Below are 15,496 nucleotides of genomic sequence, written 5' to 3' on the forward strand. Positions count from 1 at the left end.
CTGGATATCGGGTACCTAGTCCGGAACCGGACCCGTCAAGCGTAGGCCCTCGAGGGCGGTGCGGGGCGCCCCGGGACGCCAGTCGGCGCAAGGCGTGCGGTCCTTCTTCACCGGATGTCTACCTGAGGCAAACGGGGGGCAACGACGACCTGTTCACCGGCCAAAGACGAGGCCGGTTAGGCCATCCCCGGGTATGCACGACCGTCAGTGTGACGAAGGTCTCACGCGCTGGCGTCGGGTCGCCCCTCTTCCCCGGTGTCACGCCGGGTGGGCCGGGGCTCGCCCAGGGCCGTGCCCAGGATCTCCGGCAGGTCGTCCGGGAGTCCCGTCGTGTGCGGGTGGGGGTGGGCGGGGAACGTCAGGCGCATGGTCGCCCCCTGCAGCGAGTCGGCGACCTCGATCCGCCCGCCGTGCAGGTCGACGGCCCAACGGACGATCGCGAGGCCGATCCCGGTGCCGCCCGTCGAGGTGTGCCCGTGCGAGGGCGCGTTGCCGCGCGCGAAGCGCTCGAAGATCCGCTCACGGTCCTTCTTCGCGATGCCCGGCCCCTGGTCGATGACCTCGATGACGACCTCGTCGTCCACGGGGTAGGCCTCGAGCCGGATCTCGCCGTTCTGCGGGGAGTGCCGGATCGCGTTCTGGAGGAGGTTGGTGATGATCTGGCGCAGGCGCTCCGGGTCGGCCGGGAGCGTCAGGTCCTCGGGCGTCACGTCGATCACGTACTGCAGGTGCTTGCCAGCCTCGACCATGGAGACCGCGTCGGCGTTCTCCTCGAGGAAGTCGCCGAGCGGGACGTCCTGGATGTTGAGCGCCGCGGCGCCGGCCTCGATCCGCGACAGGTCGAGCAGGTACGTCACGAGGCGGGTCAGGCGCTCGGTCTGCGCGAGCGCCATCTCCATGGTCGCGGGGTTCGCCTCGCTCACACCGTCGACCACGTTCTCGAGCTGGGCCTGCAGCGCTGCGATGGGGGTCCGCAGCTCGTGCGACACGTTGGCGATGAGCTCGCGCCGCATCTGGTCGGACGAGGCGAGGTCCTCGGCCATGATGTTGAACGCGACCGCGAGCTGGCCCACCTCGTCACGGCTCGTTGCCCGCACGCGGCGCGTGTAGTCGCCGTCGGCCATCGAGCGCGCGGCGGCCGTCATCTCCCGCAGGGGTGAGGTCATGCCGCGCGCCAGGATCTGGGTGAGCAGGAGCGAGAGCACGATCGCGAGGGGGAAGGTCCGCGTCGGCCCGAGCTTGTTCTGCTGGCCGAGCCACGTGATGAGGACGGCGAGCGTGACGGTCGCGAAGACCAGCACGCCGAGCTTGATCTTGAGCGACCGGAAGGAGTCGAGGGGCCGGACGTCCGGGAGGTGGGGGCGCAGCGTCCGGGGTCCGGAGGTCACGCGACCGGGGGCTCGAACGCGTAGCCGACGCCGTGGACGGTGCGGATCAGGTCCGGGCCGAGCTTGCGGCGCAGCGCCTTGATGTGGGAGTCGACCGTGCGGGTCCCGCTCGCGTCGGCCCAGTCCCAGACCTCGGCGAGGAGGCGCTCGCGCGTCAGGACGGTCTTGGGGGAGCTGGCGAGCATGACGAGCAGCTCGAACTCGGTGGGGGTCAGGTGGACCTCCTCGCCGGCCCGGTGCACGCGCCGCTGGGCGCGGTCGATCACGACGTCGCCCACGACCATGGGCGGGTCCGTGGGGGTCGACGTCGCAGCCTGGGCCGCGCGGTCCACGCGCCGCAGGAGCGCCTTGACCCGCGCGACCAGCTCGCGCATCGAGAAGGGCTTGGTCATGTAGTCGTCGGCCCCCACGCCGAGCCCGATCAGCATGTCGGTCTCGTCGTCGCGCGCCGTGAGCATGAGGATCGGCACGGGCTGCTCGGCCTGGATGCGGCGCGTGACCTCGAGCCCGTCGATGCCGGGGAGCATGACGTCGAGCACGATCACGTCGGGGCGCAGGCGGGTCGCGGCCTCGACCCCCGAGAGCCCGTCGCGCGCCACCTCGACGCGCCACCCCTCGGCGCTCAGCCGCTGGGCGATCGCGGTGGCGATCGCCGGCTCGTCCTCGACGACGAGGATGTTCGCGGCCTGCTGCGCGGGCGTACCCGCAGGTCCGGCCCCGCTCGTCGCGCCGCTGCCGGTGGGGAATGCGCTGGCTGTCATGGCACCAGCGTGGCACAAACCGGCCTGCGATGGTCGGAGGTCGGGGCGAAACCGGGGGATGTCGGGCGCCCGTCCGCCTCGCGACGGCCGTCGCCGGGCGGAGTTTCCGGATGGACGGCGGCCCGACGGCGGATAACATCGTTGCCACGATGAAGAGCAAATCCCGATATCCGTGGAGCACCCCGTGGTAGGCGACTGGTTGATGGTCGCGCTGGGGGTGCTCCTGACCGCAGGGACCGCCGTCTTCGTGGCGAGCGAGTTCGCCCTCGTCACCCTGGACCCCGCCGTGCTGTCCAGGACGGGCGACCGTGACGAGGAGGGCGACGGCGAGGGGGCCACGGCCGCCGAGCAGCGCAGCGGCCGTCGTGACCGCAGCGTCCGGGCCGGCCTCAAGCACCTGTCGACCGAGCTGTCCTCGGCACAGGTGGGCATCACCATCACCACGATCCTGCTGGGCTACACGGCCCAGCCCGCGCTGGCGAACCTGATCGGCGACGCGCTGGGGAGCACGGCGCTCGGCGCCGGCGCGGCCACGGTCCTCGCCGTGGTCCTCGCGCTGGTCGTCGTCAACCTGTTCTCGATGCTGTTCGGCGAGCTCATCCCCAAGAACTTCGCGCTCTCGCTCCCCTACCAGACCGCGCGGCAGGTCGTGCCCATCCAGCGCCAGTTCACCAAGCTCTTCCGGCCCGTGATCTCGGTGCTCAACGGGTCGGCCAACGCGATCCTGCGGCGCATGGGCGTCGAGCCGCGCGAGGAGCTCTCGGGCGCACGCTCGGCCTCCGAGCTCGCGGCGCTCGTCAAGCGTTCCGCCCAGGAGGGCACCCTGAACACCTCGGTCGCCACGCTCCTGACCAACTCCATCGAGCTCGACGAGCTCAGCGCGGTGGACGTCATGACGGACCGCATGCGCATGGTGGTGCTGCGCCGCGAGGACACGGCCGAGGACGTCGTGGCCCTGGCCCGGACCTCGGGGCACTCGCGCTTCCCGGTGATCGGCGAGGACAGGGACGACGTCGTCGGGCTGGTGCACCTGCGCCGCGCGATCGGTGTGCCGCACGAGCGGCGCTCCGAGGTCCCCGCGGCCGCGCTCATGGTCGACGCCCCGCGCGTCCCGGAGACGGTCGCGCTGGGGCCGCTGCTGGTCGAGCTGCGCGGCTTCGGCCTGCAGATGGCCGTGGTCGTCGACGAGTACGGCGGGACCTCGGGCGTCGTGACGCTCGAGGACGTCGTCGAGGAGCTCGTCGGCGACGTCGCGGACGAGCACGACCCGCGGCGGGCCGGGGTGGCCCGCAGCGCGGACGGCTCGTGGATCGTGCCGGGCGTCCTGCGGCCCGACGAGCTCGTCGAGTCGACGGGCCTCGAGGTCCCCGAGGACGGTGCGTACGAGACGCTCGGCGGGCTCGTCATGGCCGACCTCGGCCGGGTGCCCGTCGCGGGCGACGAGGTCCGTGCGGGTGGCGTGGTGCTGCGGGTCGAGGCCATGGAGGGGCGTCGTGTCGAGCGCCTGCGGGTCCGGCTCGAGTCGCCCGACGGCGACCGTCCGGACATCGTCCCCGACCAGGGCATCGAGGGCGAGAGGCCGGGTACGACGCGCTGGCCCGCCCCCGAGCGCCCGCCGGGCGCTCGCCCGCGCTCGGGCGACCAGGGCTCCGAGCCTGCCGGAGGTGCACGATGAGCACGACTCCCGCACTGATCCTCGGCATCGTCCTCCTGGCGGCCAACGCGTTCTTCGTCGGCGCGGAGTTCGCCATCCTCTCGGCCCGTCGCAGCTCGATCGAGCCGCTCGCGGCGCAGGGCAACCGGCGCGCGCAGACGGTCCTGTGGGCCATGGAGCACGTCTCGCTCATGCTCGCGTGCGCCCAGCTGGGCGTCACGGTCTGCTCGGTGGGCCTGGGCGTGGTCGCGGAGCCCGCGGTCGCGCACCTGCTCGAGGTGCCGCTGCACGCGCTCGGCGTGAGCCAGGCGTTCGTCCACCCGATCGCGTTCGTGGTCGCGCTCGCGATCGTCGTCTACCTGCACGTGGTGCTGGGCGAGATGGTCCCCAAGAACCTCGCGGTCGCGGGGCCGGAGAAGGCCGTCATGTGGTTCGGCCCGCCGCTCGTGGTCCTGGGGCGCATCCTCAAGCCGATCATCGTCGCGCTCAACTGGCTCGCGAACCACGTGGTCCGCTGGGCGGGCGTCGAGCCCAAGGACGAGGTCGCGTCGGTGTTCACGGCCGAGGAGGTCCAGTCGATCGTCGAGCACTCGCAGGCCGAGGGCCTGCTGCGCGACGAGCAGGGGCTGCTCTCGGGGGCCATCGAGTTCTCGGAGCGCACGGCCGCCGAGGTCATGGTCCCGGTCGACCGGCTCGTGACCGTGGTCGAGGGCTGCACGCCCGACGAGATCGAGCGCCTGGTCGCGAAGACCGGCTTCAGCCGTTTCCCCGTGGCCGACGCGCGGGGCGAGCTGGTCGGGTACCTGCACCTCAAGGACGTGCTCTACGCGAGCGGTGAGGACCGGTTCCGGCCGGTCCCGTCCTGGCGCGTGCGCGCGCTCGCGACGGCCGAGCCGGGGGACGAGATCGAGGACGCGCTGCGCGCCATGCAGCAGTCGGGGGCTCACCTGGCCCGCGTGGACGCGGTCCCGGTCCAGGGTTCCACGGGCACGGTGCCCGACGACGGAGCGCCCGCGGGTGCGCAGGGTGCCGTGGGAGTCGTCTTCCTCGAGGACATCCTCGAGGAGCTCGTGGGCGAGGTGCGGGACGCGATGCAGCGCCGAGTGCACTGAGTCGGCGCCCCCCGGGGCTCTGAACTGGGGACTTGGTTTCCCTGTCACCCCCCGTTATTGTTTCGTTGCTTCGTTCGCACGGTTCCTCCTGCAACGGGAGGGTCGTCCGGTCTGCGAGGCTGGGCGCGGTCCACGCGCTCGTCGGTCCTGGTCGTCCAGGGGCTGCCTGCGGGCGGTCGGGCGGCCGCTCGGAGTGGAGGCTTGGTGGAGTCGTCGTCCTCGACCTCCGACTCACGCCGCGCCCGACGCGAGGCGGAGACCGGGCACAAGGGCCGTCGTCGGGCCGAGATCCCCTCCCACCAGCGCTGGGCACCCCGCATGGCCGTCCTCGGGACCCTGGCGGTCGCGACCATCGCCATGCCGCTCTCCGCGGGCGCGCAGGACGGTCCCGTCTCTCCCTACGCCCCGGACGGCAAGCCCGTCGGGCCCACGGCCCTGGACCTGGTGAGCGCGCCCGTCGCGGCCGAGCCCACGTCCGAGTACGTGGCGTCGGCGCCCAAGATCGAGGGCCGGGCCCAGGCCGCGAGCCGTTCGGTCGAGCGCGCACCGCTCCCGAACTGCGACCCGAGCGTCGAGGTCACGAGCGGCAACGGCAAGCTCACGGGGCACGAGCTGTGCGACCTGTGGCAGGCGGGCGAGTCCCTGCGTCCGGACGCCGCGGTCGCGCTGTCCGCGATGAACGAGTCGTTCCGTGCGACGTTCGGCCGGGACATCTGCCTCGTGTCGAGCTACCGGACCCTGGCGTCCCAGGTCTCGCTCAAGGGCACGCGGGGCGGCTTCGCGGCCAAGCCGGGCACGTCGTTCCACGGCTGGGGCCTCGCGATCGACCTGTGCTCGACCGAGACGGGCAACCGGGAGGTCTACTCCTGGATCAACAAGAACGGCGAGCTGTACGGCTGGGCCAACCCGTCGTGGGCCAAGCGCGGCGGCGGCGGGGCGTACGAGCCGTGGCACTTCGAGTTCACCGAGGGCGTCATCGCGCTCGGCGGTCTCACCTGAGCGGTCCCGTCCGAGCGGCCTTGCCCGGCTGTGCCCGCGCCGGCCCGCGCCGACCGCGCCAACCGCGAGGGAGTCGTCAGATCCGGTTGACCCACGACTCGGCCAGCGCCTCGGCCTCGATGTCCAGCTCGCGCAGGATCCTGCGCATCACCGTCTCGTTGAGGCGACCCGCGTCGCGCTCGTCGACGAGCACCTGGCGTTGAGCCCTGTTCATGTCGGCGCGCAGCGCGCGGAGCCGGCGCAGGTCGTCCGACCGGTCCCCGAGGCGAGCCATCGGATAGGCCCGGCCGCCCGTGGGGCGCGCCCGGGACGGGGCCTGCTCGGCCGGTTCCTCGGCCTCGGACTCGGGTGAGAGCAGTCGGGCCGCGGCCTGGGCGCGCCCCACGATCGCGGCCGACATGGCCGCGCGCGTCGCCTCGGCCTTCTCCTCGCCGATCAGGGGAGCCCACTCCTTCGTGGCGCGCGAGATGGCCTCGGCCTGCGCCTCGGCCATGAGACGGCGGACGCGCGCCTCCTCGGCCGCGTCGCTCGCGGCCTCGTCCTCCCCGCCCACCCCGAGACGTCGGATGACCCAGGGCAGCGTCGCGCCCTGCAGCAGGAGCGTGCCGATCGCGACCGTGAAGGCCGCGAGCTGGATCGTGGCGCGGCCGGGGAACTCGGCGCCGCCGAGCGTCGCGGGGATGGCGGCCGCCGCCGCGAGCGTCACGACGCCGCGCATCCCGGCCGACGAGACCACGAGCGACTCGCGCCAACCGAGCTCGTCGGCCCGGGTGCGTTTGGAACCCGGCAGGTGCACGCGGTCGAGCCAGGACGTGGCGAACACGTACACGGGACGGATCGCCATGGTGACCGCGAGGGCTGCGAGGGACACCCAGACGGCCGTGCGGAGCCCTTCGTCGGACGTCACGACGGTCTGGACCACGAACTTGAGCTGGAGCCCGATGAGCGCGAACGTGATGGCCTCGAGCAGCAGGTCGAGGCTGTCCCACAGGGGTTCCTCGACGAGCCGTGTCTCGTAGCCGGCCGTCGGCGCGGTGTGCCCCAGGTAGAGGCCCGCAGCCACGACCGCGAGCACGCCCGAGCCGCTGAGCTCCTCGGCGATCCAGTAGGCCGCGAAGGGGAGGATGATCCCCGCGACGCTCGTCAGGAGCGGGTCGGCGAGCCGTAGCCGGGCAGCGTGCATGCCGATGCCCATGACGAGCCCGATCCCGACGCCGACCACGACCGCGAGCGCGAAGACCCCGATCCCCTCGGTCCAGACCCAGGCGCCCGTGGCGACCCCGGCGAGCGCGACCTTGTAGAGCGTGAGCGAGGTCGCGTCGTTGATGAGGCTCTCTCCGCCCAGGAGCGTCATGACGCGGCGGGGCAGGCCGAGGCGGCGCCCTACCGCGGCTGCCGAGACCGCGTCGGGCGGGGCGACCACGGCGCCCAGGACGAGCGCTGCGGCGAACGGGAGGTCGGGGAGCAGGATCGTCGCGACCCAGGCCACGGCGAGCGCCGTGACGACCACGAGCCCGACGCCCAGACGAACGATCGCGTTGAGCGACGTGCGGAAGTCCTGGTAGGAGCTCCCGGTGGCCGCTGAGAAGAGCAGCGGCGGCAGGATGACGCCGAGCAGCACCTCGGGGGCCAGCTCGACGTGCGGGACCGCCGGAATCAGCGAGACGCCGAGCCCGACCACGACGAGCAGGAGGGGAGCGGGCAGGTCCCAGTGCCGCGCCACGGCCGTGACGGCCAGGGCACCGGTGATGACCAGGAGTACGACGGCCTCGTCCATGCCCTGCATTCTCCGCCCGGGTCGGCAGTGAGGCGCGGGGGACGGCCCGACGGCGTGTTCCCCACCGGGCGCGCGCCGCACCTTGGGTGTCAACCACCTCTTGACAGGGCTATCGTGTCAAGCCAGGGTTGACACATGGCGAACCAGTGGCGGGCAGAAGAATCAACCGGTGCTCCGGCGTCGGGCATCGACGAGGGTCGCGAGCCGTGAGCGGCGCACCCGCCTGGGGCAGCCTCGAACCCCGCGACCCGCGGTCGCTCGACGACCTGCTCGCCGAGGCCGTGGCAGCCGCCGACCCCGGGATCGGCGACCGCATCGCGACCCAGCCCGCCGCGCACCTCGAGCTCGTGGCCCTCACGGCGCGCGCCCATCTCGCGACCGAGGAGCTGCTCGCGACGGCCGTGTCGTCGGCCCGCTCCGCAGGGCACAGCTGGGAGGCCGTGGGGACGGCCCTCGGCATCACACGGCAGGCGGCCCAGCAGCGGTTCGGGCGACCCGCCGGGCCCGGCGACGGGGCTCCGGGCCTCGTGGACGACCTGATCGCGGGCGCCGTCCCGGGTGACACCCGGACCCTCGCCCCTGTCACGGCCCTGACCGAGATGGCCGCGCTCGAGGTCTACGGGCGTCACGGGTGGCGCTCGATCGGGTTCGGCGCGGCGTTCCACACGATCGAGCGGACCACCCAGCAGTGGGAGCACAAGCGCGTCTACGTCCTGGGGGCGAGCAGGTTCGGGCTCGAGGCCGAGGGGTGGGAGCGGATCGGGACGTGGTTCCCGTGGGTCTACTACGCGCGTGGCCTGGGGACCACGCCCGTGGGGCAGCGCGGACCGGTCGAGGACGACCTGTCCTGAGCGGCGAGGGGCCGTGCACGGGCCGGGTCGCTCCGTGCACGGCCCGGCCGCCGTCGCCCTGGCCTGCCCGACTACTCCCCGGGCAGGCGCGCGTTGTGCCCGAAGTCCTGGCGGAAGCGCGGCCCGGACACCGCGAGCTCGGCCGCGAACGAGGCCGCCCACCCCGAGTACGGGGTGTGCGAGAGGTAGTCGTTGGAGAACCGGCGGTCGTCGGTGATCTCGGTGACGCAGAACGACGGGATCTGCAGGTCGACGACCGGCCCCGAGCGCTCGCACTCCGCGATGACCAGGGGGTGGTTGGCGCCCCCGAACACGTCGATGACCCAGCCGTCCGCGCCCAACCACGCGGAGTAGCGCGTCTTGACGATGCGACCGCCACCGCGCCGGATCATCTCGATCCCCACGTTGACGTCGATCTCGCGCTCGGCCTCGTACCGCGTGCCGCCGTTCGTGGGGCCCTTGACCGTGAGGGCGCAGAAGTCGAACGCGTGCTCTTCCAGGACGTGCAGAGGAGACGTGCTCGCGGCGAGCGTCGCGTCGGTCGCGCTCGCCTGGACCCGCAGGCGGATCGCGAAGCCGTCCTGCGCCAGGAAGTAGCTCTGCACGATCAGGGCCGGCGCGTCGAGCAGGTCGACCGGGACGTCCTTCAGGAGGAAGCGACGCTCGAACTCGAAGTCTCCGTTACCACCGTCGGTCATGGGACATACCGTACGCGCTCGCTCACGCGGGGTCCGTGACCGGCAGGTGCGGGTACGCGGCTTCGCGGTGCTGGAACTCGAGCACCGCGGGGTTGAGCACGACCCCGTCGCGGATCTCGATCGCGCGGCGGACCGTCTCGTTCTCGTCCCAGCCCGCGGGGCCTGCCATGACGGCCGGGAGGAACGGCAGCACGGCGGAGCTGATCTCCCAGGTCGCCGAGTTCCACAGGTAGGACGGGCTGTGGTCCACGGCGTAGTAGTTGATGCTCTCGCCGACCGTGACCAGGGGGTCGGCGAAGGTCGTGGAGCGGGCCCAGTCGAACGCCATGCCGTCGTCGCACGAGACGTCGACGATCAGGCTGCCGGGCCGGAAGGCGCCCAGGTCCGAGGTGCGCAGGTACAGCAGCGGGGCGTTGGGGTCCTGGAGGGTGCAGTTGACGACGATGTCGCTCTCGGCGAGGAACGGCGCGAGCGGCAGCCGGCCGTCGTCCGTGATGACCTCGCTGAGGTAGGGGCCGTCGTCGTGGTCGAACTGGACGATCTGCGCCGAGTGGATGGGCGCCGCGACCGCGGCGACCCGGCGGTTGGTCAGCACGCGGACGTCGTGGATGCCGTGCGCGTTGAGGGCCGTCACGGCCCCGCGCGCCGTGGCGCCGAACCCGATCACGACCGCGGTCAGGCGCCGGCCGTAGTCGCCCGTCGAGCCGCACAGCTCGAGCGCGTGCAGCACCGAGCAGTAGCCGGCCATCTCGTTGTTCTTGTGGAAGACGTGCAGGCCGAACCCGCCGTCGGCCGCCCAGTGGTGCATGGCCTCGAACGCGACGAGCGTGAGCCTCTTGTCGATCGCGAGCTGCGTCAGCCCACGGTCCTGGACGCAGTGCGGCCAGCCCCACAGGGTCTGCCCGGGGCGCAGGTCGCGCAGGTCCTCGTGCTGCGGCTTGGGCAGCAGGACCACGTCGGCGGCCTCGATGACCTCGGCGCGCGTACCCAGCGACCGCACCCAGGGAGCGATCTGCTCGTCGCTCACCCCGAAGCGCTCGCCGTAGCCGCGCTCGACGACGATCCGGGCCCGCAGCTCGGGCGCGATCCGTTCGAGGTGGTCCGGATGGAGGGGGAGCCTGCGCTCGTCGGGCTTCCGCGACGCTCCGAGGAGGCCCAGGATGGAGTCGTTCGATGCTGTTGTCACGCTTGTCCCGTCAACGAGACCACGGTGGCCCTGTAGTGCGGACGCTACACCGGTGCGGAGGGCGCGGGGACCACCCGGGTCCAGGTCTCGGCGGCTCCCGGGCACGACGAAGCCCCCGGACCCGAGGGTCCAGGGGCTTGGTCTGCGGTGCCCTCGATAGGACTCGAACCTACGACCTTCTGCTCCGGAGGCAGACGCTCTATCCACTGAGCTACGAGGGCAGCATGCGTTCGCTCTGACGAGCATCCGGCACGGTGCACGAGACTACCAGCCTCCGGCGGGTTCGTGCTCCCACCTGCCCGGATCCGCACGTTCTGCCCGCCCGTCGGGGCGGGGTGACCGGACTCACCACCCCAGGAGACCCCTCGGGACGGATGCCCGAGGCGACCGGTGCGTACCCTCCTTGAGTGGATCGCCAGGACTCGAGCTCGACCCCCGACAGCACCCTCCGGCCGTGGAGAGGGCGGTTCGTCGTCCTCGCAGGGATCGTCCTCGCCGCGTTCAACCTGCGGATCGCGGTCGCCGCGGTCTCCCCGATCCTCGACGTCGTCCGGGTCGACATCGACCTGAGCGACCAGCTCGCGGGGCTGCTCGGCACGGTCCCCGTGATCGCGTTCGCGGTCTTCGGCTCGCTCGTGCCTGCCCTCTCCCGCCGCTTCGGTCTGGAGCCCACGCTCGTCGCGGCGCTCCTGATCAGCGCGGTCGGCGAGATCCTGCGGTCCGTCTCGACCTCGGCCCCCGGCTTCCTGGTGTGGACCGCGGTGGCGCTCGCGGGCATGGGCATGGGTAACGTGCTGCTCCCGCCGCTCGTCAAGAGGTACTTCCCCGACCGCATCGGCGCGGTGACCGCGGCCTACACCGTGACGCTCTCGCTGAGCACCGCGATCCCGCCGCTCCTCGTGGTCGGCATGGCGTCGTCGCTGGGCTGGCGCCCGGCGCTGGGCGGGTGGGCGCTCGTGGGGCTGCTCGCGGCCGTGCCGTGGACCGTCGTGATCGTGCGCTCGGCGCGCGCCCGTGCCGAGCTCGCGTCGGTGCTCGAGCACTCGCCCGAGCACACCGTGGGCCTCGACGGACGTCACCGCCACGCGGGCCGCGCCTGGCGCAGCCCGCTCGCATGGGGCATCGCGGTCATGTTCGGGCTCAACTCGCTCAACACCTACGTGATGTTCGCGTGGTTGCCGCACGTCCTGATCGACTCGGGCATGTCCGAGCCGGTCGCGGCGAGCGCGCTCGCGCTCTACGCCTTCGTCGGCATGCCCATGTCGATCGTCACGCCGCTGCTCGCGGCCCGGATGCGCAACCCGTACCTGCTGGTCGTGCTCTTCGTCGCGATGCTCGCGGTCGGCTACGCCGGGCTCATGGGCGCCCAGGCCGGCCCCGCCACCTGGGTGTGGGTCGTCCTCGCGGGGCTCGGGGCCTCGACGTTCCCCCTGGGCCTCGCGCTCATCAACCTGCGGAGCCGTACCTCGGCAGGGGCCGTGGCGCTGTCGGGATTCGTGCAGGGCGTCGGCTACCTCATCGCGGGGGCAGGGCCGCTGACCGCGGGCATCCTCTACGGGCGCAGCGGCACCTGGACCAGCACCTTCGTCTTCCTGTTCGGCACGCTCGTCGTGATCCTCCTCGCCGCGGTCGCGGGCTGCCGGCCGTCCATGATCGAGGACTCGTGGGGACGCAGGGCCCGCCCGGGGGAGTGACGCCGGGGGAGGGCGACGACGCGAGGTGAGCGACGCCGTCGGGCCGGTGGGGCAGACCCGCCGGGCGACGCGCGGCGCGACGTCGCAGCACGCACCGGTGGCCGCCCGTCCGCCCGTCGCGGACGGCGACGCAAAGCCCTGGCGTCCCTCGCTAGAATCGTCGGGTGACCCCCAACGAGCTCTCCGAAGCGCTGAGCGCTGCCCTGGCCTCCGCCGTCGCCGACGGCACCCTCGCCCTGCCTGCCGACGCGGTCCCCGCGTCGGTCCACGTCGAGCGACCCCGCCAGCGCGAGCACGGCGACTGGGCCACGAACGTCGCCCTGCAGCTCGCGAAGAAGGCCGGCGTCGCCCCGCGCGTCCTGGCCGAGGACCTCGCGCAGCGCCTCGCCGCGCACCCGGGCATCAAGTCCGTGGACATCGCGGGACCGGGCTTCCTGAACATCACGCTCGACGCGGCGGCCGCGGGCGAGCTCGCCCGCACGATCCTCGCCCAGGGCGCGACCTACGGGAACAACGACTCCGAGGCCGGCACGCGCATCAACCTCGAGTTCGTCTCGGCGAACCCCACGGGCCCCATCCACATCGGCGGCGTGCGCTGGGCCGCGGTCGGCGACTCGCTGGCCCGCGTGCTCCAGGCCTCGGGCGCCGTCGTCGAGCGCGAGTACTACTTCAACGACCACGGCGCGCAGATCGACCGCTTCGCGCGCTCGCTGCTCGCGCGCGCCAAGGGTCAGGACGCCCCGGAGGACGGCTACGGCGGCCAGTACATCTCGGACATCGCAGAGGCCGTCATCGCCGACGCGATCGCCGCGGGCGACCCGGACCCGCGCACGCTGCCCGACGACGAGGCCCAGGAGGTCTTCCGGGCGCGCGGCGTCGAGCGCATGTTCGACGAGATCCGTGCCGCGCTGCACGACTTCGGCGTCGACTTCGACGTCTACTTCCACGAGGACTCGCTGCACGAGTCCGGCGCGGTCGAGCGCGCGGTCCAGCGCCTGCGCGAGGGCGGCCACGTGTTCGAGGCCGACGGCGCGACGTGGCTGCGCACGACCGACTTCGGTGACGACAAGGACCGCGTCATCATCAAGTCGGACGGCGAGGCCGCGTACATCGCGGGCGACATCGCGTACTACCTCGACAAGCGCGAGCGCGGGTTCGACGACGTCATCATCATGCTCGGCGCGGACCACCACGGGTACGTGAGCCGCATGATGGCCGTGTGCGCGGCGTTCGGCGACGAGCCGGGCAAGAACCTGCAGATCCTCATCGGACAGATGGTCAACCTGGTCAAGGACGGCCAGCCGGTCCGCATGTCCAAGCGCGCCGGGACGGTCGTGACGCTCGAGGACCTGGTCGACGCCGTGGGCGTGGACGCCGCGCGCTACTCGCTCGCGCGCTCCTCGACCGACTCGAGCATCGACCTGGACCTCGACCTGCTGTCCAAGGCGACCAACGAGAACCCCGTCTTCTACGTGCAGTACGCGCACGCCCGCACCGCGAACGTCGCGCGCAACGCCGAGGCGCACGGTGTCTCGCGGTTCCGTGAGGACGGGAGCGAGGCGTTCGACCCGTCGCTCCTGACGCACGAGACCGAGTCGATCCTGCTCGGTGCGCTCACCGAGTTCCCCCGCGTCGTGGGCCAGGCCGCCGAGCTGCGCGAGCCGCACCGCGTCGCTCGCTACCTCGAGGCGCTCGCGGGCGACTACCACTCCTGGTACCACGAGTGCCGCGTGACGCCGCTGGGCGACGAGGAGGTCACGGACGTGCACCGCACGCGCCTGTGGCTCAACGACGCGACGCGTCAGGTCCTCGCCAACGGCCTCGGCCTGCTGGGCGTGTCCGCGCCGGAGCGCATGTGAGCGCGTCGGCAGGCCCGACGACGCCGCCCGCCTTCTCGCCGACCGGCACCTACGTGCCGGGCGAGCCGTGGTCGAGCGGCGTGCGCCGCGGGCCCGACGGCGCGCTCACGGTCGCGGGGGTCGACGTGCGTGAGCTCGCGGTCGCCCAGGGCACCCCGGCCTACGTGCTCGACGAGGCCGACCTGCGCGAGCGCGCCCGCTCGTACCGTCGCGCGTTCGAGGCCGCGTTCGCCGAGGTCGGCGCGGGCGTCGACGTGTACTACGCGGGCAAGGCGTTCCTGTCGGTCGCCGTGGCCCGCTGGGTCCACGCCGAGGGCCTGCGGGTCGACACCGCGACGGGCGGCGAGCTCGCGGTCGCGCTGCGCGCGGGCGTGCCCGGAGAGCACATCGGCCTGCACGGCAACAACAAGTCCGACGCGGAGATCGCGCGAGCGCTCGACGCGGGCGTGGGCCGGATCATCGTCGACTCGCTCGTCGAGGTCGAGCGCGTGGCCGCAGCCTCGCGCGCACGCGGCGGGGCTCCGGCCCCGGTCATGATCCGCGTGACCACGGGCGTGCACGCGGGCGGTCACGAGTACATCTCGACCGCGCACGAGGACCAGAAGTTCGGGCTCTCGCTCGCGACCGGTGGCCACGTCGCGACGGGGACGGGCGCGCAGACCGAGGACAGCCCGGCCATGACCGCGCTCCTCGCGGTGCTCGCGCACCCCGAGCTCGAGCTCCTGGGCATCCACTCGCACATCGGTTCACAGATCCTCGACCCCTCGGGCTTCGAGGTCGCGGCGCGCAAGGTCCTCGAGCTGCGGGCCGCGCTCGCGCAGCGCACGGGCTTCCTCGTCCCCGAGGTGGACCTGGGCGGCGGGTACGGCATCGCCTACCTGCCGGGAGAGGTCGCGCTCGACCCCGACCGCATCGCGAAGGACGTCGCGGCCTCGGTCGCGGCCTCGTCGGCGGACCTCGGCACGCCCCTGCCGCGTTTCTCGATCGAGCCGGGCCGGGCGATCGTCGGCCCCGCAGGCCTGACGCTCTACACGGTCGGCACGGTCAAGCCCGTGCGGGTCGGCGGACCGGACGGCGAGGCTGGGAGCACGATCGTGCGGACCTACGTCTCGATCGACGGCGGCATGAGCGACAACATCCGTCCCGCCCTGTACGGCGCGGACTACCACGCCGAGCTCGCGAACCGGCTCTCGGACGCCGCGCCCGTGCTCGCGCGCGTGGTCGGCAAGCACTGCGAGAGCGGTGACATCGTGGTCCACGACGTGCTCCTGCCGGGAGACGTCCGGGCGGGCGATCTGCTGGCCGTCGCGGCGACGGGAGCCTACGGACGCTCGATGGCCTCGAACTACAACCACGTGCCCCGGCCCCCGGTCGTGGCCGTGGTCGACGGCGGGACCAGGGTCCTGGTCCGTCGTGAGAGCGAGGACGACCTGCTCGCGCTCGACCAGGGCTAGCGGCCGGGCGCGCGGCTCTCGCCGGGCCCGCGTCCGGCACCCGTATCCTGAGACGGGCGCCCA

The 15,496-nt window shown here is 72.8% G+C and carries 12 protein-coding genes and 1 tRNA gene; 7 read left to right on the plus strand and 6 right to left on the minus strand.

Annotation, left to right across the window (positions count from 1 at the left end):
- Positions 1–221: 221 nt before the first annotated feature.
- Together ASE27_RS04245 and ASE27_RS04250 are read right to left on the minus strand one after the other, a co-directional pair.
- Positions 222–1,388 (minus strand): cell wall metabolism sensor histidine kinase WalK, encoded by a 1,167-nt coding sequence (locus tag ASE27_RS04245; protein WP_082608481.1) that lies wholly within the window; start codon positions 1,386–1,388, stop codon positions 222–224.
- Positions 1,385–2,149 (minus strand): response regulator transcription factor, encoded by a 765-nt coding sequence (locus ASE27_RS04250; RefSeq protein ID WP_225219744.1) that lies wholly within the window; start codon positions 2,147–2,149, stop codon positions 1,385–1,387. Before ASE27_RS04250 ends, ASE27_RS04245 begins: the two co-directional genes overlap by 4 nt.
- A 184-nt stretch (positions 2,150–2,333) precedes the next feature.
- Here ASE27_RS04250 and ASE27_RS04255 point away from each other — a divergent pair, with 184 nt between their 5' ends.
- The 3 genes from ASE27_RS04255 to ASE27_RS04265 all read left to right on the plus strand — a co-directional run bounded on the left by ASE27_RS04255 (position 2,334) and on the right by ASE27_RS04265 (position 5,914).
- Positions 2,334–3,824, plus strand: a complete 1,491-nt coding sequence (locus ASE27_RS04255; RefSeq protein WP_200955875.1) for a hemolysin family protein — start codon at positions 2,334–2,336, stop codon at positions 3,822–3,824.
- Entirely contained in the window at positions 3,821–4,915 is a 1,095-nt protein-coding gene (locus tag ASE27_RS04260) for a hemolysin family protein (protein WP_056646132.1), read from the plus strand. The genes ASE27_RS04255 and ASE27_RS04260 overlap by 4 nt, the downstream gene beginning before the upstream one ends.
- Positions 4,916–5,119: 204 nt before the next feature.
- Positions 5,120–5,914, plus strand: a complete 795-nt coding sequence (locus ASE27_RS04265; RefSeq protein WP_157257366.1) for a M15 family metallopeptidase — start codon at positions 5,120–5,122, stop codon at positions 5,912–5,914.
- Between the two features lie 76 nt (positions 5,915–5,990).
- On the opposite strand, the gene ASE27_RS04270 is transcribed toward ASE27_RS04265, so the two are convergent.
- On the minus strand, positions 5,991–7,691 hold the full coding sequence (locus tag ASE27_RS04270; RefSeq protein ID WP_056763979.1) for a sodium:proton antiporter: 1,701 nt from the start codon (positions 7,689–7,691) through the stop codon (positions 5,991–5,993).
- Between the two features lie 206 nt (positions 7,692–7,897).
- Here ASE27_RS04270 and ASE27_RS04275 point away from each other — a divergent pair, with 206 nt between their 5' ends.
- Entirely contained in the window at positions 7,898–8,542 is a 645-nt protein-coding gene (locus ASE27_RS04275) for a hypothetical protein (RefSeq protein WP_056646141.1), read from the plus strand.
- Positions 8,543–8,613: 71 nt separating this feature from the next.
- On the opposite strand, the gene ASE27_RS04280 is transcribed toward ASE27_RS04275, so the two are convergent.
- The 3 genes from ASE27_RS04280 to ASE27_RS04290 all read right to left on the minus strand — a co-directional run bounded on the left by ASE27_RS04280 (position 8,614) and on the right by ASE27_RS04290 (position 10,647).
- Positions 8,614–9,240, minus strand: a complete 627-nt coding sequence (locus ASE27_RS04280) for a CYTH domain-containing protein (RefSeq protein ID WP_056646144.1) — start codon at positions 9,238–9,240, stop codon at positions 8,614–8,616.
- Between the two features lie 22 nt (positions 9,241–9,262).
- On the minus strand, positions 9,263–10,426 hold the full coding sequence (locus ASE27_RS04285) for a N(5)-(carboxyethyl)ornithine synthase (RefSeq protein ID WP_056646147.1): 1,164 nt from the start codon (positions 10,424–10,426) through the stop codon (positions 9,263–9,265).
- 148 nt (positions 10,427–10,574) lie between these two features.
- A tRNA-Arg gene (locus ASE27_RS04290) sits at positions 10,575–10,647 on the minus strand.
- A 186-nt stretch (positions 10,648–10,833) separates the two neighbouring features.
- On the opposite strand from ASE27_RS04290, the gene ASE27_RS04295 reads away from it, so the two are divergent.
- From ASE27_RS04295 to lysA, 3 genes are all read left to right on the plus strand, one after another.
- Positions 10,834–12,120, plus strand: a complete 1,287-nt coding sequence (locus ASE27_RS04295; RefSeq protein ID WP_082608484.1) for a CynX/NimT family MFS transporter — start codon at positions 10,834–10,836, stop codon at positions 12,118–12,120.
- Between the two features lie 164 nt (positions 12,121–12,284).
- The gene (gene argS, locus ASE27_RS04300) at positions 12,285–13,979 is read left to right on the plus strand and encodes an arginine--tRNA ligase (protein ID WP_056646150.1); all 1,695 of its coding nucleotides are present in this window, start codon (positions 12,285–12,287) and stop codon (positions 13,977–13,979) included.
- Positions 13,976–15,433: a diaminopimelate decarboxylase gene (lysA, locus tag ASE27_RS04305; protein WP_082608485.1), complete on the plus strand. Its 1,458-nt coding sequence runs from the start codon at positions 13,976–13,978 to the stop codon at positions 15,431–15,433. Before argS ends, lysA begins: the two co-directional genes overlap by 4 nt.
- The last annotated feature ends 63 nt before the right edge of the window (positions 15,434–15,496 follow it).

It is taken from the genome of Oerskovia sp. Root918, assembly GCF_001428945.1.
GTDB lineage: Bacteria > Actinomycetota > Actinomycetes > Actinomycetales > Cellulomonadaceae > Oerskovia > Oerskovia enterophila.